Here is a 21,202-nt window from a genome sequence, read left to right on the forward strand (position 1 = left end):
ACGTTCTCACAAGCGAGTTCCTCACGAGCAACGAGCAATCCTCACGAGCAACGCTCCCCACGAGTATTTGCTTTACAAGAAGCAGATGGGCTGTTAGGGGATTGGCTCTTTAAATGATGGAGGAAACGTGAAAACACAGATATCCAAATTGATCGAACTAGCCTTAAGCGATGAAGCCATTGATGCGCTTATCGAACAACGCGAAGAACTTCCCCGCATCATCAACGAACTGAAAAAAGAAATAGCCACAACCACATCCCTTCTTGAAAATCAGAGTGGGGCCATTGCCAAACTGGAACAACAGAAAAAACAGAAGGAACTCGATCTGCTTGAAAAAAACGACTGGATCCAATCACGCGAGTCCAAAACAAAGGAAATCAAGACAAACAAGGAATATCACGCGGCTCTCAAGGAAGTCACCCAGGCCAAAAAAAATGTAAACTCTCTTGAAGAAGAAATAAAATCACTTGCCGCCCAAATTGAAGAAGCAAAAACCAAAATCGCCGAAGTTGAAAAAACAGCCCTCGAATCAAAAGAACGTCTTGAAGCAGAAATTAACGAAAAAAACAACGAACTGAATAATCTTGAAAGCCAGATCGCCGAAAAACAGAATATCAAAGTTTCAACAGAACAAACGACTGAGGCACAAATTTTGAGCCGTTATAAAAGCATCAAGTCAAAGATAAGCCCGGCTCTCGCCAAGGCAGAAAACGGATTTTGCCTTGAATGTTACACCAAAATACCACCCCAGATTTACATTGAACTTCAACGGCTTGAAAAACTCATTGTCTGCCCCCGCTGTCATCGCCTTTTATATATCCCTGAATAAACGGTAGTAACCAGTCGCGCCGTGCCTGCCTCAGGCAGGACCTGTCACTACAATGTTCCTACCAACAAATCTTCTGGCTTCCCAGTCTATGTTCGTTTAAGATCCAACCTCATGAATCCACAAATTACATTTACCCTTTTCATCCTGGCGGGCATTGCTTTTATTTACCCTTTGGCTCCGCATTTTTTTGCACCCTATAAAAAGACCGTCACTCTTATCGGTATCAGCTTTATCCATATCGGTCTCTACGGAATCTTATGGAACACAATTCCCCTCTTTACCTTGCTGGCTGTAGTTTTACTTGAGCTTGGGCTTATTCTTTTTTTGGATCCCTTTGCCATCGTTTCTGAAAACAACAAACACCGCATCAATATACTTGCATTATTAGCCATTGTTGCCGGGGGTATTATTCTGCTTTCAAACATCGCCCTTTTCCCGCTTTGGCTGTGGCTGATCCCGGCAGCTCTCTTTGCCATTTCCAAAACCATGAGCGTACTCGATTCCAAAAGAAAGATTTTTTCCTTGTTAAGCATTTTATTGGCGGCCACCTATCTGGGCTATATTGGCTACAGTATATATAATGATGTGTTTCGCCCCAGTCCAAAGCCGGAACAAATCAAGCAAGCCCCCCTGGTTCCCGATAATATTCCCAATACGGATGAAAAAAAGATTCAACAACCCACCCCCCAACAAGGTCCTTTAACCAGTGCCATTTATGAAATTGACCAAAAAGTGCAGGCCCTTGAAGATGAAAACAAGAAATTAAAAGAAGAAAATCTGAAACTGCAGGAAGAAAATGCCCAACTTAAAAATCAGCTCAACATCACTTCAGGAAGCCTTAAGGAACAAACTCAGAAAATTGATGAGGTGAAAGAGGCGGCGGGGAAATTGTAGTCATCCAAACATCTTCAACGCTTTACCCAAAGCGGGATGTGTTTCGGCATATTTTTCCAAAGAAATCTTTTGTGAAATGGCTTCCCAGGCTTCATTAAGGCTCTTAGCACCCCCTTCCGGACCATCGGGATGATTAAAAACACCCCTTCCGGCAATAAAACCAAAATCTGTATGCCCGATTTTTTCAAAAAGTTTTGGCAATGTTCCGGCCCAATCACTTCCGCCTGGAATAGGAAGGGATGGCTTTATATTTCCCATGCTTTCAAGACAGGCTTCCATATTTTTTAACACCTGTTCATCGGTTGTTTGCATTCTCTCTCCAAAACCAGGCAAACCAATAATATCAGCACCTAGAAGACGTTGGAGTTTTGTTGTAACCACACCATCCATTCCAAAAAAAAGCACACGATCATAAAGGGCCATCCCGGTAAAATGGCTCATGATGGGAAGTTTGCAATGCCTGCGCACATGACGCAAGCCACTCATCCCCGTAAAAAAAGCATTCACCATCACCATATCCGCCCCTAACAAGGTGGCCTTTTGGACCAAGCCCATCATTTCATCTATTTCATCGGTAATATTGGCCAGATACATTTTATTTTTACCCGTGATCCGTTCGGCTTTTCGGGCAGCAAGCGCCGATTTTTTAATACGTTCTTCAAAAGAAGAAGCAGGTGGGTTGGCCAGCATTTCATCGTCTTTGGCAATATCAAGCCCTCCCAAAAAACTTGCATAAGCCGTATCGGAAAAATCCTGGGAATCCAGTCCAATATTGGGCTTAACCACTCCTACAAAAATAGGGCGGTCAAAAACTTTCAATTTTTCCCGTATCCCCGAAAGACCAAATTGGGGGCCTTCAAAAAGCTTCAAAAAAGAAGAAGGGAAATGAAGATTGGTTATTCTTAAACAAGTCACGCCGGGGCAATAAAAAGCCCCTTCTCCGGCAACAGCACTTAAAAGATTGGGGATATGGGGCCCAAAATTGATCAGGGGATGGGCGATGCGCGCTTTTAAACGAATGAATTTATTTCCGGCCACCCAGGGCCAGGCATAGAGGGGCTTGTTTGATTCACCACTCACTTCATAAGCAACACATTTGGCCCCAAATTTCCCCCTTAAATCCTCCTGTTTCCCGGGACGAACCCATTGGGCGGTACTTTGCTCGCTACATAGGGATGCCAGGGTTAGTTTTGGATCAAGATTGGTTTCAAGTTCATAGTCGATAAGAAGATAATCTTCCGGAACGGACGGATGCGCCTTAAGCCCAATTTGGGCCAAATCACCTTCGGCAAAAAAACCAGGAATGTCGTTTGAAAAAAGCATGAATGAGTTATGAGTTATGAGTTATGAGTTATGAGTTATGAGTTATGAGTTATGAGTTCACAGATTCATGGCCCCGTTTTTCTCATAACTCATAACCCATAACTCATCCTCTTTTTTATAACTTATTCTCCAACAATTGTGATTTCTATATTTCGCAAAGATCGCGGCCCATCCAACTCTACAAAAAATACACTCTGCCACCCTCCAAGCCTTAATTGCCCCTTTTCAATAGCCACTGTTTCCCGACTCCCCATAAGATAGGCCAGCAAATGACTATGCGCATTATTACGCCCATCAAGGGTTTCGTGATTGTGTTGATAGCTGGCACCGGGTGGAACCAAATCCGTCAAAAATTTTTTGAGATCGGCTTCAAGCTTTTCGCATTTCTCATTAATGCGAACCCCCGCCGTGGTGTGGGAACTGGCCACAAGAACCAATCCATCCTGAATTTTACTCTGTTTGCAAAGATCTTTGACTTGATCAGTGATGTCGATGATCTGGATGGGTTCGGTGGTTTTAAGTTGGATGGAATAATGTTGAAACACTTATTAGTTACCTCTAGAAACTGTCACCCCCGAGTGATTTTATCGGGGGGCCATGGATCCCCGACAAAAACTTTCGGGGATGACCTTCTTAAAACAATCAACGCTTATTCATTTCTTCCTCTCCACAATATACTGGGCAATAGCCCGCAGGGCATCGGCTTCGGAGCCAAAGTTTTGCAGGCACTCAATGGCTTCCTGGCACACTTTTTTTGCCTCGAGTTTGGCATCCTCCAAGCCAAGCAAGGAAGGATAGGTGGCCTTATCATTTTCGACATCACTACCAATGTCTTTTCCTATTTCCTCGCCCCCTTCGATATCCAGGATGTCATCGGCTATTTGAAAAGCAAGGCCGATAGCGGCTCCATAACGTTCAAGAGCGTTCAAACGTCCCGCATCCTCACACACAAGCTTGGCGCCACTGGTAACTGAAACGGAAATCAAACGCCCCGTTTTAAGTAAATGCAGACGCCTCAATTCATCAATGGTGATTTTTTTCCCTTCAGAAATCATGTCAACGACCTGTCCCCCCACCATGCCCAACGACCCCGTGGCCAGGGCGATATCGGTGATGACTTCCAAAACATGCTTGGGATCACGGTAAGAATCCTTGAGCTTGCCCAGCACGACAAAGGCTTGGGTCACCAAGCCATCCCCCGCCAAAATGGCAATGGCCTCCCCAAAAACTTTGTGATTGGTGGAAACCCCGCGCCTTAAATCGTCATCATCCATGGACGGCAGATCGTCATGAATGAGAGAAAAAGTGTGGATCATCTCCAAAGCACAAGCCACCGGCAAAACTTCACGTCGCCCCCCTCCGCAAGACTCAGAAGCCGCCAGACATAAAATGGGGCGAATGCGTTTGCCGCCGGCAAACAAACTATAGCGCATGGCCTCGTGTAATTTTTCAGGATAAGTTTCCTTGGAGGGAAGGAAATCAGACAAGGCCGTATCCACAAGCTGAACGCATTCTTGAAAGTATTGTTTAAGGTCAAACATAAATACATGGTTCGACGGGGCTCACCATGTCCAGATGGGCCGTTTTGAACATGGTGAGCCCCGTCGAACCATGAAATGGCATCACCCTTTATTTTCTTTCATCATCATCTCCACCTTCCCTTGGGCCTCATTTAATTTCTGCTCACAAAAACGCACTAATTTCATCCCTTCTTCAAAAGAGGCCAGGGATTCATCCAAGCCAAGTTCCCCCTGTTCCAGTTTTTCGATCAGCTTTTCAAGGTCTGTCAGGGCCTGCTCAAATTTCATGTTTTTGGATTTAGACATGGAGAGTGTTATTTATACGTTTTTGGGAAAGGTTCAATGAAAAATTGTCCTTTCCCCCTTTGAAAAAGGGGGACACAGGGGGATTTGATCCCGCTTTCATACGGGCCCGGGAAAAATCCCCCTCAATCCCCCTTTTGTAAAGGGGGAAGAACACGCGCGATCAATTCTCCATCAAATAGTTTGACCCTTAATTCATCATCCTGTTTTGCCTGAGAAACGGATTTGATCATACTTCCCGATTCAGAAAAGACCAAACCATACCCACGCCGCAAAGGAGCCAAGGGAGAAAGCGCATCTAGTTTAAGTTCTATTTCCCTTAAATGATGCCCCTTAATCACAAGCAAATGATCGACTAAAAGTTTTAGATGCCCCTGAAGATCATCCAGCTTTAAGCGATAATCTTCAAGGAGACGCACTGGATCTTTGAGTTGTTTTTTAAGAAAATTGGTTTTTTCTTCATGAATTTTTAAAATCTGCCCCATAGCAAAAATCAGGGACGATTTTGCCTGCTGCACATTTAAAAACAGGCCTTCTTTTTCCGGCACAGCAAGTTCAGCGGCCGCCGATGGCGTGGGCGCACGCAAATCGGCAACAAAATCAGCCAGGGTAAAATCGGTTTCATGCCCCACCGCCGAAATAACCGGAATACGCGAATTAAAAATGGCCCGCACAACACATTCTTCATTAAAAGCCCACAAATCTTCCATCGAACCCCCACCCCGCCCGACAATAAGCACATCAATATCATCGCGCGTGTTCATCCATTCAATGGCTGTGACAATCTCTTCCTTGGCGCCCTCCCCCTGCACCAGAACAGGGTAAACAACCAGATCCATGTTTGAAAACCGGCGTCCGATCACATTTTTAATATCGTGTAAAACAGCTCCCTTTGAAGAAGTGATAATGCCTACCTTTGAAGGGAAAAAAGGAATGGGCCTTTTTCGTGATTGGTCAAACAGGCCTTCGACCTCAAGTTTTTTCTTAAGCTGATCAAAGGCCAGCTGCAACGCCCCCAAGCCCTTGGGTTCGGCATAATCAACGATAATCTGGTATTGCCCACGGAGTTCGTAAACCGAGATGCGTCCGTGAACAATCACTTCCAAACCGTTTTCCAATTGAAAAAGAAGTTTCTGGGAAAACCCTTTAAACATCACGGCAGACAACTGTGCCGTTTCATCTTTTAAAGTAAAATAGATGTGGCCGGAAGCGGCCACCTTACAGTTTGAAATTTCACCCGAAATCCAGACCGATGAAAAACTATCTTCCAAAAGCCCGCGAATATCGCGCGTGACTTCGGAAACGGTGAAAACTTTTCGGGATTCTGAATAAGAAAAGGAAACAGTAGTCATTGGAGAACTTGTTACACTGAAGAAGAGATGAGAATCAAGTCCCCGTATTTCATCCCCCTTTTCCGCCGAAGGACGGATCAGTCCTTTGGCTGAAAAAAAGGGGGGCAGGGGGGATTTGTTCCCGTTCCCGAGCGAAAACAGGGAACAATACGGGAATAATGCGGGATCAAATCCCCCTTAATCCCCCTTTTTTTAAGGGGGATATCGGAGATAGAAATTCTACCGCTGCAACGAGCACCCACTCCCCCTCATCTTCGCACATTTTTCAAAGGCCTCATCTTGCGATAGTCCCGCGGCCAGGTAAGGGGCCATGCAACCGGCCCGGTTTCCGATAACTTCAGGGTCCGGATTAAAATCTGGCTCCTTGTCACACACATCCCCACTTCCATCCCCATCCCCATCAACCTGATCGGGATTGGCCACTTCATCACAGTTATCACACATATCACCAAAACCATCGCCATCGACGTCTAGCTGATCAAAATTAGCCACCGCAATACAGTTATCACACGCATCGCCCACTTTATCGCCATCCATATCGATTTGCGGCCAGTTGGGAATGTTCACACAATTATCACAGGCATCCTTGACCAAATCGTTATCAACATCATCGACACGCCCACGTTGGTCCATGGGAATGATGTTGCCCATAGCATCACGGATACCATCATTGGATCCCGGACAAATGTCACAAACATCAGGAATTAAATCATTATCGCCATCCAAAGGTAAGCCATTACCACCCAACATCACGGGTCGCCCTTGCTGCACGGGTATTCCCAGCCCTTCACATATTTCATCCACATCACAGGCATCGCCCACACCATCGCCATCTTCATCGGCTTGATCGGGGTTGGGGACAACGCAATTGTCACAGGCATCGCCACGTCCATCGCCATCTAAATCTTGTATTTGCCCCAAATCTCTTCTTACCCTACGAGGATTAGCTTCATTTTCTTGTCTTATTCTTTCCTCTCTTTGCAAAGCATTTTCACCTGCTCTCTCAATGAAAACCTGATCAACCTCCGGCTCTTCCCCTGGGCATAAATCACAGGCATTTCCTATACCATCCATATCATCATCTTGTTGATTTATATTGGCCACTTCCCGGCAATTGTCGCAGGCATCGCCCCACCCATCGCCATCAGCATCCGCATTGGCGTTTTCTCCTCCCACAAGATCAAAATTTTTCCCCGGACATAGGTCACAGGCATCGGCAAGGCCGTCACTATCATCATCTTCATTTTCTTCTGGGAACTGACCATTTCGACGTTCATCAAACTGCTCCACACCCGGATCTCCACACTCAATAACCCGCTCGCATTCATCGGGAATGCCATTAGGAGCTAGCCGTGGCCGCACATCGGCTTGATTTTGGGCAGGATTATTCACTCCCGGGCAAATATCACAGGCCTCACCAAAACCATCCCCATCCCCATCTTGTTGGGGTAAAGCAGGATTAATAATGACCCTGCCTGCGGGACAATCGTCACAAACATTTCCAAAAGCATCTCCATCATCATTGGCTTGATCGGGATTGGCCACATTCGGGCAATTGTCACAGGCATCGCCCCAACCGTCATTGTCGTTATCCAAACGACCATCCGCATCGATGTCGATCACTTGAAGCCCGGGGCGATTGGGGCAGAAATCGCAGGCATCTTGGATACCATCAAGATCTACATCCATATTGGGCCCGGGATTATTAAAAGGATTGTTCCCTCTTCTCAAATTTCCGGGTCTTTGCTCAGCAGGAACATCCCGACATTCTTGAGGATCACAAGCATCCCCTAGACCATCACGATCAATATCAGACTGATTCGGGTTGGGGATTTCAGGACAATTGTCACATCGATTTCCCCTTCCATCGCCATCATTATCAAGCTGCTCGTGGTTGGGGACTCCCGGACAGTTATCACAGGCCTCCCCTATTCCATCGGGTTCGCCCCCATTTGGCGCACCATCAGCCTGATCGGGGTTTGGCACTTCCCGGCAGTTATCACAGGCATCCCCAACACCATCGGCATCAGCATCGGCTTGATCGGGGTTGGCAGCAGCGGGGCAATTATCGCAGGCATCCGCCACGTCATCCCCATCTCGGTCCATACCATCGGGACCCGCTATACATAAATCGCAAGAGTCGCCCAAGCCATCACCATCGTCATCCGGATTTCCATTGCCATTGCTATCAATGGGTCTGTTGCGGTTATCCTGGTTGGGGCATAAGTCACACGAATCTCCCAGACCATCGTTATCATTGTCAGGGTTACCATTCCGATCAGCATCGATACGCAATCCATTATTAGCGAGATTATTGTTTTGATCAGGGCATAAATCACAAAGATTTCCAAAACCATCCCTATCGGGATCTTCTTGCAAAGGATTTGGCACCGCTTCACAGTTATCACAACCATCGGGAACTCCATCGTCATCAGCATCATCATTGTCATTCCTGCCAGGGCATCTATCACAGATATTCCCTACCTGATCCCTATCCGCATCCGCCAAAGGAGCCGCATTGTTACGGGCATCGTTAGGGCATAGATCGCAGGCATCCCCCCATATATCCCCATTTTGAAAATCAGCATTCTCTTGGCCAGGATTAGGGGCATTCACACAATTGTCGCACCCATCGGCAAGACCATCCCCGTCTGTATCTTGGCTAGGATTTTGCCGGTTCCACTCTCCTGCATGCCCAACTAAGACTGGAGGACCATTGGGCATACCGCAATCATTTTCACAAACATCCCCTCGTCCATCACGATCTGCATCCGCTTGGTCCTGGTTATGCACACCAGGGCAATTGTCACAGGCATCTCCTATGCGATCTTGATCCCTGTCAGCTTGATCAGGGTTGCCCAAAGCAGGGCAATTGTCGCAACCATCCCCTACACCATCGCCATCCCCATCAGCCTGATTTGCATTGGCTAAAGCAGGGCAATTATCACAAGCATCCCCATCTCCATCACCATCACGGTCACCCTGATTGGGATTAAAAACATCTGAACAATTATCGCAAACATCTCCTATGCTATCTCTATCTCCATCAGCTTGGTTGGGATTGCGAATCCGCGGACAATTATCACAAGCATCGGCAACCCCATCGCCCCCGTCCCCGGGATCTGAAGCGCGCAAGAAAACGTCTACCTCACGGGGAGGGTTTATTTCTACGCATCCCTCATTTCGACGATCGGATTGATAAATTGGATCCCCTGGATTTACCGGACGACGAAGATTGCCTAAAGGGCAAAGATCACAAGCATTGGCCCTTCCATCGCAATCAAAATCTAATCGGGGAACAACCACATCAAAAGGCAGCTGCCTATTTACTCCAAAAATTTCACTAATAGGATTTGTGCCATTGGGATCTTCCCCACAAAGCGCTGGGTCACAAGCATCCCCCCGCCCATCGAGATCGGCATCGGCCTGGTCGGGATTTGCCAAGGCACGGCAGTTGTCACAAGCGTCCCCAACTCCATCCCCATCCGCATCAGCTTGATCAGCGTTGGCCACCATGGAACAATTATCGCATTTATCCCCAACCCCGTCGTTGTCATCATCGGGATCTCCATTATTATTATCATCCGCATTGGCTGTTTGAATATTTGTGTCCTTCGGGCACAAATCACAGGCATTTCCTTCTCCATCAGGAGCTAGCTGACGTTGAGCATTAACATCCTCATCTTTTTGGTCTGGATTAGGAACAAATTTGCAGTTATCACAAGCATCTCCGATATTATCATCATCGACATCAAGCTGATTAATATTGATAACCAAGGGACAATTATCACAACGATCCCCCCAACCATCACGGCCGTTCTGATCTCCATCAATACCTATACGCCCATCTATATTTGCCACATCGGCATCGTAAGGACATAAGTCACAGGCATTGTTTAAATTATCCCTATCAAAATCTTCCAAGGCAGAGTTGGGATCGGCAAGAGGATCATTGGGATTGGGATTCATCCAATGGTCTTGCGGACGAACACCTTGGACTAGGGGATTGATAATTACCTGGTCAGCAGGGCGGCATGGAGGGGCGGCTTGGTCAATGCAATCCCAAGGAGGATCCGCTTGTTCAACGGGCTCGGGCAATTCAAAAAGATGGGAAATTTGGTGGTCGATGCCTGGAATAAAAACAGGAAGGATATCGTCATCTAGGTTAGGGCCAGCGGCATCGGCTACAGGCCTTGCCTGCCCAAGATTTAAAAACCGTTCCCCATAAGCCAAATCCGGCACACCACCCTCCGCCACGCCCAAACCCGAATTGGCAAATTCTGGCCAAAATTTATCCGTGGGGCAGGTGGTCCAAGGAGTTTCATCAAACCGTGGTTCAAACCGGGCAATAACACAGGCTCGACCCACACATCCTAAATCCAAACCACCATCCACTGGAATAATAATGGGATCACCACCAGGCAAGTTTTGAGCAAAGCTATTTTTGGAAAATCCCCAGCGGTTTTTTATTTCATTCCAATACAACCCTAATTTGGCAAAAAGAAATTTTATTTTGGGAATCAAGAATCCGCCGGCCGCCCTGTTTGGCACTTCCTCAAAGTCCATATTGATTTCGGCACCATAAATTTGCCAAAAATCCTGATCATCATCATTTGTTACTTCGCGTTGATAGGCAATGCGGTAATTGGGGGTTTCGATGGCAGGCTTATCGTTTTGGGCGGCCTCTATCGCCGGGGGTTGCGTCATCTTGGGATTCCACGCAGGGCTCGTCCTTTTGACAAAAACCTTATCTCCTTCGGGTTGATTGAAAGCAAACACCTTTTGTCGGGCCGCGCTTTTGATAATCCCGTCACTCCCAATGTGAAAGGTAAGCCCCCCAATAGTTTCAACAATATTTCCGTTATTATCCTTGCCATGGCGGGAAAACAAAACACCATGATAAGTGGAAGTGATATCACCCCCCTCATTCACCGTTAACAGTTTGGTGGGGCTTGGCTGGGGCCAAGTGTGATTTGTGTTTCGGTCAACGATCGCTCCTGTCAACCATTTGAAAGTGGAAGGATCATTGCACGGGCTTCCTTGCAAAGCCGAAAGGATGCCAATTTGCCAATTTGCCATTTGTTGGTTAAGGTCAACATTCAAACCTGTCACCTGAAATACAATATTCCACTTACTTTCAGGAACCCATTGCGGATTGTCGAATCGGCCTTGACGTAATTGGGCATCACAGTCTCCGGCGAAATGAGTGGTGACTACGTTCTGTTGGATAAGATTGAAATGAACATGTCCTGGATCAACAGGAAGGACAACGAGTTGCCCACCTGGTTGGACATCAATGGATTGCACCGCAACGACACGGCCTATGTCGCTTGTTGGGTCATCTTCAAAAGACATTTGCGGTTTACGGTAATTGTAAGTAGCACCCACATTTGGATCGGTTAAGGGAATTTCATTATCATTCCCACGAATACCAAAAAAAGCGTTAATGCCAAGCTCTGTTAAAATTGGCCCCACCGGTTTCATCGTAATATAAGTATGTACGGGTGGTGGAGGCCCATTTAATGGGGGCACAGCCGTTTGGGTAAACAAGATCACCCAGGTGGGGCTCGCGATGGTAAATTGAGGCCGTGCGGGTGGTAGCGCACCCAATGAAAATTTTAGCTGGTTAGCATTGTAAAAAATACCCCAGCTCGGATCTAATTTATCCCCACACGTTTTAGTCAATTGAATATCTTCAGGAGATGTTGCCGGATCACCATCCCCCAAGTTCAACATAAAAACTTGCATCGTTGGCCTGTTGGGTTGTTCAACGTTCCCCACAAAGCAGGTGGGCCTTTGTTTAAGATAAAGAATTTTGTTTTGAGCAGGCCGGAAATTGGCTCCCGTTTCCGGATATTTTTTATGCCAGTAATGATGTTGAAGATTGCGGGTGTTGTCTTCTATTCGAAGATCATTCCGATTAATAAAAAGATTCCGTTTCTGCGAGGCAAAGGAGTGGGAACTTGACAAGCAAAAAACCATCAATACACCGAGTAAAATTTTAAAAGCTTTAGAAATCATAACAAGTTCAATTTCTCTTCATTCATGAATGTAATAAGTATAAAGCAATTCAAATGCCAAGGCGCCTAAAAACTTGTAATCATTGAGATTTGCGTCATTTTTTTTGTAAAAGCCCCAAAAAACAAAAAACATAAGCAAAGTTAAGGCTTTAAGCCAATCAATTCAAGTATTATCGAGAGAATATTTTGGGCATCTCTAAAATTTTAGTCCACCAGGGTTTCAATAGAATTGAGAATATTTTTTTCAATTTGAGAATTCTCAAGCTGATTTATCGCATGAATCCCCATGGGGGAGGTTGAGTTTATTTCAGTGACATAGTTTCCGATGATATCCAGCCCCACAAAATACAGGCCCAGTTTCAAAAGATGGGGCTTGATGGTTTGCACAATTTCATGATCCCGTTTTGTCACTTTGTAGGCTTCAAAATGCCCGCCGCTATGTAAATTGCACCTGAAATCTTCTTTGCCGGCCACACGTATAAAGGAGCCCAGCACTTCTCCATTCCACAACATGATTCTCTTGTCCCCTTTTTTGGCTTCAGGAATAAATTGTTGCATCAGCACATAATTCTTGAAACCACTCGTACCCATTTCAAGAAGACTTTTCCTGTCTTCATCCGTGTGGCGCAAAACGAAAATTCCCTCGCCTCCAAAACTATCCAAAGGCTTAACCACCACATGTTTATGAAGATTTAAAAAAGAAAGCAAAACTTCTTTATGAGAACTGACCAGCGACGGAGGGCTGATGCCTGGAATGGAAAGAGGAAACAGTTTCTCACTGGCCCGTTTGATGCCGGAGGGGGAATTGATAAAAATGGGCCGAGTGATCCTTCGACGGAGCTCAGGATGTCCACTCTGCTTACCATGGACATGGTGAGGCTCTCCCGCACACGGGACCCCGCTACGCGGTGGTCGAACCATGTTATGGCTACACATCCCTTCCAACATCGTCAAATGATCAATGTAACGCACATCCACCGGTGGATCCTTGCGCAACAAAACAACATCGAAATCGCACACAACCGTCTTGCTGGATTTTTTTAACTGGTAGAGAAAATTTTTCTTGAATCTGACTTCAATGGCCGTGGCCAAAACAAAGAGCTGATCCTTTTCGGCAAACAATTCCGGCAATGTCGCGATAAAGCAAGCGTGCCCTCGTCGGCAAACTTCTTTCATCAGAAAAAAAGTCGTCTCGATTTTGTTGTTTAAACTTTCGATGGGGTCAATTAAAAACAAGAATTTAAGCTTTTTCAATTTTATCCTCCTTGGTTAAATCAAAAAAACCATCGATATCAAAACCCGCCTTGGAAGGAACTTTTAAATGGATAAGGTCCCCCCTTCGAACAAAATCAAAATTTTTATTCCCGGAAGTAACATTTTTGTCAAGAAGCCGCGCATGATAGCGCCCTTTCGGGCCACACAAAACAAGTTCCTTCTTGCCACGGCTGATAATCCGGTTGCTGATCACACGCCAGTCATGCATATGCGGTTTCTTAAGCCGGGGTTTTCGTCCCAAGAGAAGATAGGACGCCTTCAACCATTCTTTTTTATGCCCCAACAGGCGATCGGCTTTTTCAATAAATTCAGGGCAATCCCACGAAAAATAAAAATGGCACCAATCACGGTGATTAATTTGGTTTAAAGGACAAATTTCATCATGCAAACAGGGGGCATAAACATGGAACAATTTCCGGTTTACCACTAATTCGTCTCGAATGTATTGAAGATCGCGCGAGGTTTTTCGTAAAGCCGGCTCAACAAGCAGCAAAAAACCGTTTTCATCCAGATAATTTTCTGCCAAGGGCAAAACGGCTTCCACTTTTTGGTTGCGTTCCCCACATTCATTCAGAAAATTACTCATGACAATAAAATGGAATTTCTCTCGCGGCAAAAAACGTCCCGTCCTTGCCGAACGCAGATCACCCGCATAAGTGCGACAAGTCGATTGATAAGCCGGATTCTTTGCTTTTAAATACGAGGCATAAGCATCATGAAAAATCTTGGCCTCATTGAGAATAGAGGCGCTCTGATCTATAAGAGTGAATTCAAACGTAGGGACAGGTCGTGACCTGTCCGTACACATATTTTCCTGAAAAGCCATGAATCCAAGCATGCTCGTGCCCGGACCAGAGCCCACATCCAAAATACGAACCGTTTTGTCAGGCCATTGGTCAATGGGAAGCTGCTCTAAGATTGAACTTATTTTTAAAATATTGGCGGGTAGAAAATAAAGCAGATAACCGGACCGATAAACGGGATGATTCAAATAATTTTTGGGAATCGATCGCTTATCCTGGGTAAACGCATATGAAAGTTCGGCAGCCCCACGAATAAAATATTTTAAATCCTTATCCGTCCACGGGCCTTTAAACCCCTTGGCTCCATAGTTGGTCTTGATGTGGGTTAAGATGAGTTGTTCTAAAAACTTTGGGAACTTCATAAAAAAAATAACGCCCCCCATTCCCCCTCTTACATTAAGAGGGGGTGAGGGGGAGTTATACAAAAAATTATTCTTCCAAATCAAACCGGATGGGAACCACAATCTTCCCGGCGTAATACGGGAAAGGTTGGGCGCGCTTTAATGTTTGGCCCGCCTCTTCATCGAGCAGGGCCGCTCCGGAAGATTTTTCTAGATGCCAGTTTGTGACCCTTCCCTCTTTATCCATAACAAATGACACAGTAGATGTTCCCTCCAACCCCATACTTTTGGCAGCCTCGGGATAAAAACGTGCCCGCATAATACGTTGATAAATCAGGTTGAGCAAATCAGAACTTGCAGTGCCATGACTCCCATCCACTCCACTTCCCACACCCCCTTCAGGGGTTAAAGAATTTCCTAAACCACTTCCTGCATTCGTATTTCGGGAATGATCATCTCTTTGGGATTTTTGTTTCTGTGGTTTTACAAAAGAACGAGCCGGCAACGCAACCCCTTTGTCATGAGATGTGGTAACTCCCTCATCATTTTTTACGGTAACAACATTTAATGTGAGCGTTGTTCCTGTTTGCCCACCTCCCCAGTTTTTAAGGGAATCATTTCTGACCTTCCACAAAAAAAGGGACAGGATAACAGCATGCAACAGAAGTGATAAATACAAAAACCGTTTCATAGTCTTAGACAAACACAAACTGCGAATGGCCTTCAGGGGTTTTTAATTCCTGGCATCCCACATCAAAAACTCCTTTGATGGTTTTTGGATTTAGTATTTGGGACGTGGGGCCAAAAGAAAGAAGCCTTCCCTCTTTTAGAAAAGCCATTTTCTGGCAATGAAGACTGGCCAGGTTAAGATCGTGCACCACACAAATAATGGTCAGTTTTTCGTCACGACTCAGTTGGGTTAATAAGGCAAAAAACTCTTTCTGATGTTTTAAGTCGAGATGGTTGGCTGGTTCATCCAACAAAAGTATTTTTGTTTTTTGGGCAAGGGCCCTTGCCAAAAATAGGCGCTGCTTTTCACCCCCCGACAATGTGTCGATGTTTCTGTGGGCCAAAGCCCAACAATCGGTCTTTTCCATGGCCCTTCGTGCCACCTGAAAATCTTCCGTCGAATCAAAATCAAACATTTTTTTGTAGGGGAACCGCCCCATCATCACAATTTCCAAGGCGGTAAAGGGATAGGGAAGATTGTTTTCCTGGGGAACCATGGCCACAAACTGGGCCAAAGCCTTGGGTTTGAGAGCTTTAATGGGAACAAGATCCAGATTCACACTGCCTTGATAATGGCTTAAGACTCCGCTCAAAATTTTAAGCAGGGTGGTTTTCCCCGAACCATTGGGGCCCACCAAACCAACGAAATCCCCTTTTTCAATTTTGAAATCGATATCCGACAAAATCTGTTTGTTTTTTATTGAAAAGCTGACTGATTTTAATTCGAGCATGATGGACTTTCTAAAAATATCTCGGCGGTCACGAGTGACCCTTCGATCACCGCGTAGCGGGATCCCGTACGCGGGACAAGCTCAGGGTGTCCTTAACTGGACATGGTGAGCCCCGTCGAACCATGGTGGTATTGATGATGGCTTCTATTAAAGCGATTTCCTTTTCATTAAATAAACAAAAAACGGCCCTCCACATAAAGCCGTAATGACACCAACAGGCACTTGGCTTTGCAATGCCCCTGAAGAAAATAAATACTTGGCCACAAAATCACTTAAGACAACAAACAAACCACCGGCCAAAAAGGAACTCGAAAAAATCATACGGTGATCCTGTCCAAAAAGAAGCCGCATCACATGGGGAACAAAAAGCCCCACAAACCCCACCAACCCCGCCACAGAAACACAGGCCCCGACAATAAGTGAAGCCAGCACAAAAAACAAAATACGTGTTCTGTGCACATTCAACCCCAACTGGCACGCCACATCTTCCCCCATGGCCACCAGATTCATGCGATAACTCATCCAAAAAAGAAAAAAGGCAGCAATCGTAACAACGGCTCCCACACCCAAACTTACTTCTAAAGAAGCTCCTTCCAAATTTCCCATCAGCAAAAAAAGGATCTGGTGTGATTGTTCAAATGAAGCAAGCGAACTTAAAAGAAGAATCAGGGCAAAGGCAAACGAATTGAAAATAACCCCGCTTAGCAAAAGAGTATGCGCAGGTAAGCGTCCGCCAACCTGGGCCAGCCGGTAAACAAGCACAAGAGCTAAAAGGGCTCCCAAAAAACCACACACCCCCACCATGGGAGAACTAGCTCCCAAAACCATGGCCACCACGGCCCCCAAAGCGGCACCTCCTGAAACACCTAAAATATAAGGATCGGCCAAGGGATTGGCCAAGAGCGACTGAAACGTGGTGCCACTCACTGCCAGGCCCGCCCCCACAAACAAACCCAACAACACACGCGGCAGACGTGCCTGCCATAAAATGGCGGACTCAAGGCTTGATGGATCACTCAAATTCAAAAAAGACAAACCATGGGTCGCTACAAAAAAAACAGTCCCAAGCAGGAAAAAAAACAAAACAGAGTGATAAACAAACCATCGTTTTTTGCTTAAAAGTTTCATTTTAAATCAATAATATGAATCCCAAGGCAAGCCCTGGACCTTTGATCCGAGAGCCAAGCCGCAGGGAATCAATCCAACCAGCCGCACAGCGGCGGTGAGGGGGAGGCTCCAGCGGCTTTGCCGATGGAGGAAGGCTCCATGAGCCGCTGCCAGTGGCAGATAAAGGCGAATGGAGAGCATACGCGAGCCCCTATAATTGATCCATCAGGCGAGCTAACCCATCAACAAGACGCGGGGACGGTCGTAAATCGGAAACATCCACACGATAAACATGTTTTTGTTGAACTGCTTTTAAGATTGAATAAGCCTGCCATGATTGGTAAGCCCCATTTTCCGTACCCATGGACATATCCAAAATCATGTCCGGGTTTCGACGTAAAATCTCCTCTAACCCCACCACCGGGTACGGAATTCGGGAATCCTTGAAAACATTCTCAAAACCAATACGTACCAGTGCTTCACTTAGAAAATTAGCTCCTCCTACCACAACCATGGGGTCATGCCCCACCAAAGCGACAAAAGAATGAATCGGCTTGGGAAGTTTAGTCAAAGCTTCCAGTTTTTGATTCATATCCAACACCAAAGACGCCGCTTTTTCCTTTTGATGCACCAATTCCCCCAAAGAGAGAATCGATTTTTCAATTTCATCCAGGTTGGAGAATGAATAAAGCGCCACTTTTAACCCCATTTTTTTCAGAAACTGAACATCCCTCTGGAGGGAATTTTCTTTGGAACCGATGACCAAGGTGGGCTTTAACCTTAATACCTTCTCGGCATCCACATGGATATAATCCGCTACTTTTTCAATTTTTTTGACTTGAGGGGGATAATCGCAATAGGTCGTCACCCCGACGACGTCATTTCCTACCCCCAAATTAAACAAAATTTCAGTGATATTAGGCTTTAAGGAAACTATCTTATCTTGAGCTTTAAGTTGATTAGGTAAAACACTAAAAAACATAAATAAAATCAATAAAAACGAATAATTTGAACGATTTTTAAAAAAATGTCTTATTTTCATATGCTTCAATCCAAAATTTCACTCTTTTTTTATTAAAAATATATATTTTAACTAATTGAATTTACTATATTTTTATAAAAATCTCCTTCTTTCAACGACCAGACTATTGACACGATGCGTTATTCCTATTAAGGTCCGTTTCAGAAAGGAGAACACAATGATCTTAGCAATGAACATATGGTCGGGAATAGTGGGAGTGGCCTTGGTGGTTAACACCCTCTTAGGCCTTTATTTCGCCCCTCCTCCATCCCCCGCACCCAAACCCAAAAAAAGGGTCAGGCACACTTTACAAAGAGCCACTGCCTAACCCTTTTTATTGGGAGAATTCGATTTTTCCCATAAAACTCCTTCCCGGTAACGGGAATCCGACAACATCTACTATTTGCTCATTAGAAATATTCTTGGCTTCAAAAGAAAGGGTCCACTTTTTCAGAGGTTTTACTGAAATACCACTATTGATTAAAAACCTCTCATCCACAACTCGGGTATTTAAGGGGTCTAGATAATTGGAACTAATCCAGTTCGAAGACACAAACACCTTCCCTTTGTTGTTATACACCTCAACATTGGTATTCAATTCATGTTCTGGGCGCCCGGGCAAAAACTTTCCATTATTGGTTCCCCGATCCTTGGCATCCTGAAAAGTATATTGCCCTGAAATGCCTACATGGTTTCCCCAAGTAGTCGCCAGGCTTGTTTCGAGCCCCTGAATGCGTGATTTACCAATATTCGCGGCGCGGGCAAACCCGGCACTTTGTAAAAACTGGATCAGGTCCGTCACATGCCTGTCAAAATAAGTGGCCACTAAAGAATAATTTTTCAACACACCCTTTTCTCCAGAAAATTCAAAACCCGCATCCCAACTCACATTCTTTTGGGGTTTTAGGGACGTATTTCCGATAAGGGCCCCCCTATCCCCAAACAATTCAGTAAAGGAAGGGAACCGAAACTGCCGTGCCACCCCTGCCACAAAATCCAACGAGGGAAAAACCTGAACCTGGGCCCGCAAGCTTCCTGAAACCTTGTTTTGCACCTCATTGTTATCGGCCCCGACAACAGCTAAAGATGGGTCCTCCCCACTTAAGCGGTTAAACATGTTTTCCGACCATACCGAAGGGTTTATCAGTAAGCGATGATCCCAAAAATCCATTTCATCGGAAAGACCAAAACTAAACTGGCGACGATTGCTGGTGGGCCCTGTGGAAGGGGAAGCCAGAAAATCTTCCGGCCTGTATATTTCGGTTTGGAAAAGGGCAAAGGGCTTGAACACGTGATTTTTTTCCCATACCCATTTCCACAAAAACTTTTCTCCAAATAAAAGGGTGTCCTCATCATTATCCTGGGCCCCACCCAAACCGATTTCATTATCCTCATCTGTAAACTGGTCTTTGGTGGCCCGCAAATAAGTGGCGCTTTCAAAAGCCAGATTCGGATGAAAAAAGTGGGAACGTTTTAATCCAAGGTTAAACAGCCATTCCCGGTGGGACAAAGAGGTATTTTGAGCCTGGTTGGATGAAATCCCGGCAATACCGGAATCTTTTTGGATCATGTGTCCCACCCATTCCAAGTGGGTTTTATCATCAAAATCGTAAGCCAGCTTCAACAAGGGGTGCAGGGTGAAAGACTCATTATTTTCACGTTTAACACGGCGGTCATCAGCTTTGTTTATGGGGGTGCCATTGTCATCTAAAAAAGTAAAATCCCCATCTGTTTTTGAAAATGAAGTCCCCACCAAAAATCCAAATTTGTTTTTCTTTTGGGAAAAAAGGGCATGGCTCCCCACCGTATTAAAACTTCCATATTGGACACTGGCTTCAGCGTGGGGCTTGGCTGAAAGGTTGAGCGATTTTAATAAAACCACACCCGCTGAAGGAAAAAAGCCCATACCCGCCGGTGAATACCCCCGATACACCTCTATTTTTTCCAACCCCTGCAATCCAAAAGGGCTTAAATCAACCCCTCCCCCAAGCGCGCTATTTAAGGGGATGCCGTCATACAGAACCAACACCTCATCGGCTTGGGAACCTCGAATCGAAATGCTTGTTGCCGACTCCAATCCTCCAAATCGTTGAATACGAACCCCGGCTTGCCTTGATAATACCTCACTGACTGTTTCTATACGGTTTTTTAACCCATCCACGTAGATCACCGTATGCGACACCTCGTTTTTTTCACTGGCTTGCACTTCTTCCCCATGCACCACCACTTCCTCAAGCTTGGTTTCCTTCGCAAACGTCATAAAAGATAAACAAAAAAGAAAAATTCCAATGAGAAAAAAGAAAAATTTCATTCGCCGCTGGATAGTGGGTTTTGGGGCAACTGTAAAGGGATTCCCTTGCTTGCAGATTTTGTGTTCGAGAAGTTCTTGTCAAAACCTACCTAGTTCAGTTAAGGTCTTTTTTTTTACAAAGAAAGGACCTGATCATGGAAAATAACGGCACTCCCACACCTCCTCCTGTAGCACCCACGCCAGCTCCTACTACTCCCGTTCCCGTTGCATCCCCCACAAGCACCCGGGCTATTTTTGCGCTGATTTTGGGCATTCTATCACTGACGTGCTGCGGATTCTTTGCCGGCATCCCCGCTATTTTCCTTGGACGCGCCGACATGAAACTTTTTGACCAGGGCCAACTTTCAGAATCAAACAAAACTTTGGCCAAGATCGGCATGATTTTGGGCATTGTGGGAACAGCTCTTTCTTTATTGGGCACCATTGTTTATATCCTTATTTTTGCCCTGGGAATAACCGCCAGCCTCATGCAAGGTTCATTTTAAAAAGTGAATCTCTCCCGGCCTAAAGGTCGGGGCCTAGCCCTTGTCCCTTTGACAGGAGCACTTCCCGAGAGATTCACCAAACCTGGAAGGCGTTGAGGGGGAAGGCTCTATCCCGCGGCGCGGGATGGAGGGGGGCGACGCAAGCCCCCTAAAAATAA

General features: G+C 45.6%; 16 protein-coding genes. 2 read left to right on the top strand and 14 right to left on the bottom strand.

Annotated elements, in window-relative coordinates; translation table 11 throughout:
• Positions 1 to 127: 127 nt before the first annotated feature.
• The gene (locus A2048_08360; GenBank protein ID OGP07471.1) at positions 128 to 829 is read left to right on the top strand and encodes a hypothetical protein; all 702 of its coding nucleotides are present in this window, start codon (positions 128 to 130) and stop codon (positions 827 to 829) included.
• Between the two features lie 111 nt (positions 830 to 940).
• Positions 941 to 1,723 carry a hypothetical protein gene (locus A2048_08365; GenBank protein OGP07472.1) on the top strand — a complete coding sequence of 261 codons (783 nt, stop codon included), beginning with the start codon at positions 941 to 943 and terminating at the stop codon, positions 1,721 to 1,723.
• Here A2048_08365 and A2048_08370 read toward each other — a convergent pair whose 3' ends face one another.
• From A2048_08370 to A2048_08435, 14 genes are all read right to left on the bottom strand, one after another.
• Positions 1,724 to 3,001, bottom strand: a complete 1,278-nt coding sequence (locus A2048_08370; GenBank protein ID OGP07550.1) for a hypothetical protein — start codon at positions 2,999 to 3,001, stop codon at positions 1,724 to 1,726.
• Between the two features lie 167 nt (positions 3,002 to 3,168).
• Positions 3,169 to 3,591 carry a secondary thiamine-phosphate synthase enzyme gene (locus A2048_08375; protein ID OGP07473.1) on the bottom strand — a complete coding sequence of 141 codons (423 nt, stop codon included), beginning with the start codon at positions 3,589 to 3,591 and terminating at the stop codon, positions 3,169 to 3,171.
• A 108-nt stretch (positions 3,592 to 3,699) separates the two neighbouring features.
• The gene (locus tag A2048_08380; GenBank protein OGP07474.1) at positions 3,700 to 4,587 is read right to left on the bottom strand and encodes a hypothetical protein; all 888 of its coding nucleotides are present in this window, start codon (positions 4,585 to 4,587) and stop codon (positions 3,700 to 3,702) included.
• 81 nt (positions 4,588 to 4,668) lie between these two features.
• Positions 4,669 to 4,872 carry an exodeoxyribonuclease VII small subunit gene (locus A2048_08385; GenBank protein OGP07475.1) on the bottom strand — a complete coding sequence of 68 codons (204 nt, stop codon included), beginning with the start codon at positions 4,870 to 4,872 and terminating at the stop codon, positions 4,669 to 4,671.
• A gap of 122 nt (positions 4,873 to 4,994) precedes the next feature.
• Complete coding sequence (locus tag A2048_08390) at positions 4,995 to 6,221, bottom strand: hypothetical protein (protein OGP07476.1); 1,227 nt, start codon at positions 6,219 to 6,221, stop codon at positions 4,995 to 4,997.
• Between the two features lie 219 nt (positions 6,222 to 6,440).
• Positions 6,441 to 12,242 carry a hypothetical protein gene (locus A2048_08395; protein OGP07477.1) on the bottom strand — a complete coding sequence of 1,934 codons (5,802 nt, stop codon included), beginning with the start codon at positions 12,240 to 12,242 and terminating at the stop codon, positions 6,441 to 6,443.
• 203 nt (positions 12,243 to 12,445) lie between these two features.
• Entirely contained in the window at positions 12,446 to 13,495 is a 1,050-nt protein-coding gene (locus A2048_08400; GenBank protein ID OGP07478.1) for a hypothetical protein, read from the bottom strand.
• Entirely contained in the window at positions 13,482 to 14,702 is a 1,221-nt protein-coding gene (locus tag A2048_08405; GenBank protein ID OGP07479.1) for a hypothetical protein, read from the bottom strand. Before A2048_08405 ends, A2048_08400 begins: the two co-directional genes overlap by 14 nt.
• Before the next feature lie 46 nt (positions 14,703 to 14,748).
• Positions 14,749 to 15,351 carry a hypothetical protein gene (locus A2048_08410; protein OGP07480.1) on the bottom strand — a complete coding sequence of 201 codons (603 nt, stop codon included), beginning with the start codon at positions 15,349 to 15,351 and terminating at the stop codon, positions 14,749 to 14,751.
• Positions 15,352 to 15,355: 4 nt separating this feature from the next.
• Positions 15,356 to 16,120 carry a hypothetical protein gene (locus A2048_08415; protein ID OGP07481.1) on the bottom strand — a complete coding sequence of 255 codons (765 nt, stop codon included), beginning with the start codon at positions 16,118 to 16,120 and terminating at the stop codon, positions 15,356 to 15,358.
• Between the two features lie 147 nt (positions 16,121 to 16,267).
• Entirely contained in the window at positions 16,268 to 17,248 is a 981-nt protein-coding gene (locus A2048_08420; protein ID OGP07482.1) for a hypothetical protein, read from the bottom strand.
• Between the two features lie 190 nt (positions 17,249 to 17,438).
• The gene (locus A2048_08425; protein OGP07483.1) at positions 17,439 to 18,269 is read right to left on the bottom strand and encodes a hypothetical protein; all 831 of its coding nucleotides are present in this window, start codon (positions 18,267 to 18,269) and stop codon (positions 17,439 to 17,441) included.
• A gap of 313 nt (positions 18,270 to 18,582) precedes the next feature.
• Positions 18,583 to 20,559 carry a hypothetical protein gene (locus tag A2048_08430; protein OGP07484.1) on the bottom strand — a complete coding sequence of 659 codons (1,977 nt, stop codon included), beginning with the start codon at positions 20,557 to 20,559 and terminating at the stop codon, positions 18,583 to 18,585.
• Positions 20,560 to 20,653: 94 nt separating this feature from the next.
• Positions 20,654 to 20,878: a hypothetical protein gene (locus tag A2048_08435; protein OGP07485.1), complete on the bottom strand. Its 225-nt coding sequence runs from the start codon at positions 20,876 to 20,878 to the stop codon at positions 20,654 to 20,656.
• Positions 20,879 to 21,202: the final 324 nt, after the last annotated feature.

The sequence above is a fragment of the Deltaproteobacteria bacterium GWA2_45_12 genome (genome assembly GCA_001797365.1).
In the GTDB taxonomy this organism is placed as follows: Bacteria; UBA10199; UBA10199; order UBA10199; family UBA10199; genus UBA10199.

Excerpts from the sequence above, each read along its gene's own strand:
- A2048_08365 (OGP07472.1), top strand. The coding sequence starts at position 941 with ATGAATCCACAAATTACATTTACCCTTTTCATCCTGGCGGGCATTGCT.
- A2048_08380 (OGP07474.1), bottom strand. The coding sequence starts at position 4,587 with ATGTTTGACCTTAAACAATACTTTCAAGAATGCGTTCAGCTTGTGGAT.
- A2048_08385 (OGP07475.1), bottom strand. The coding sequence starts at position 4,872 with ATGTCTAAATCCAAAAACATGAAATTTGAGCAGGCCCTGACAGACCTT.
- A2048_08390 (OGP07476.1), bottom strand. The coding sequence starts at position 6,221 with ATGACTACTGTTTCCTTTTCTTATTCAGAATCCCGAAAAGTTTTCACC.
- A2048_08395 (OGP07477.1), bottom strand. The coding sequence starts at position 12,242 with ATGATTTCTAAAGCTTTTAAAATTTTACTCGGTGTATTGATGGTTTTT.
- A2048_08405 (OGP07479.1), bottom strand. The coding sequence starts at position 14,702 with ATGGGGGGCGTTATTTTTTTTATGAAGTTCCCAAAGTTTTTAGAACAA.
- A2048_08410 (OGP07480.1), bottom strand. The coding sequence starts at position 15,351 with ATGAAACGGTTTTTGTATTTATCACTTCTGTTGCATGCTGTTATCCTG.
- A2048_08415 (OGP07481.1), bottom strand. The coding sequence starts at position 16,120 with ATGCTCGAATTAAAATCAGTCAGCTTTTCAATAAAAAACAAACAGATT.
- A2048_08420 (OGP07482.1), bottom strand. The coding sequence starts at position 17,248 with ATGAAACTTTTAAGCAAAAAACGATGGTTTGTTTATCACTCTGTTTTG.
- A2048_08425 (OGP07483.1), bottom strand. The coding sequence starts at position 18,269 with ATGAAAATAAGACATTTTTTTAAAAATCGTTCAAATTATTCGTTTTTA.
- A2048_08430 (OGP07484.1), bottom strand. The coding sequence starts at position 20,559 with ATGAAATTTTTCTTTTTTCTCATTGGAATTTTTCTTTTTTGTTTATCT.
- A2048_08435 (OGP07485.1), bottom strand. The coding sequence starts at position 20,878 with ATGTCGGCGCGTCCAAGGAAAATAGCGGGGATGCCGGCAAAGAATCCG.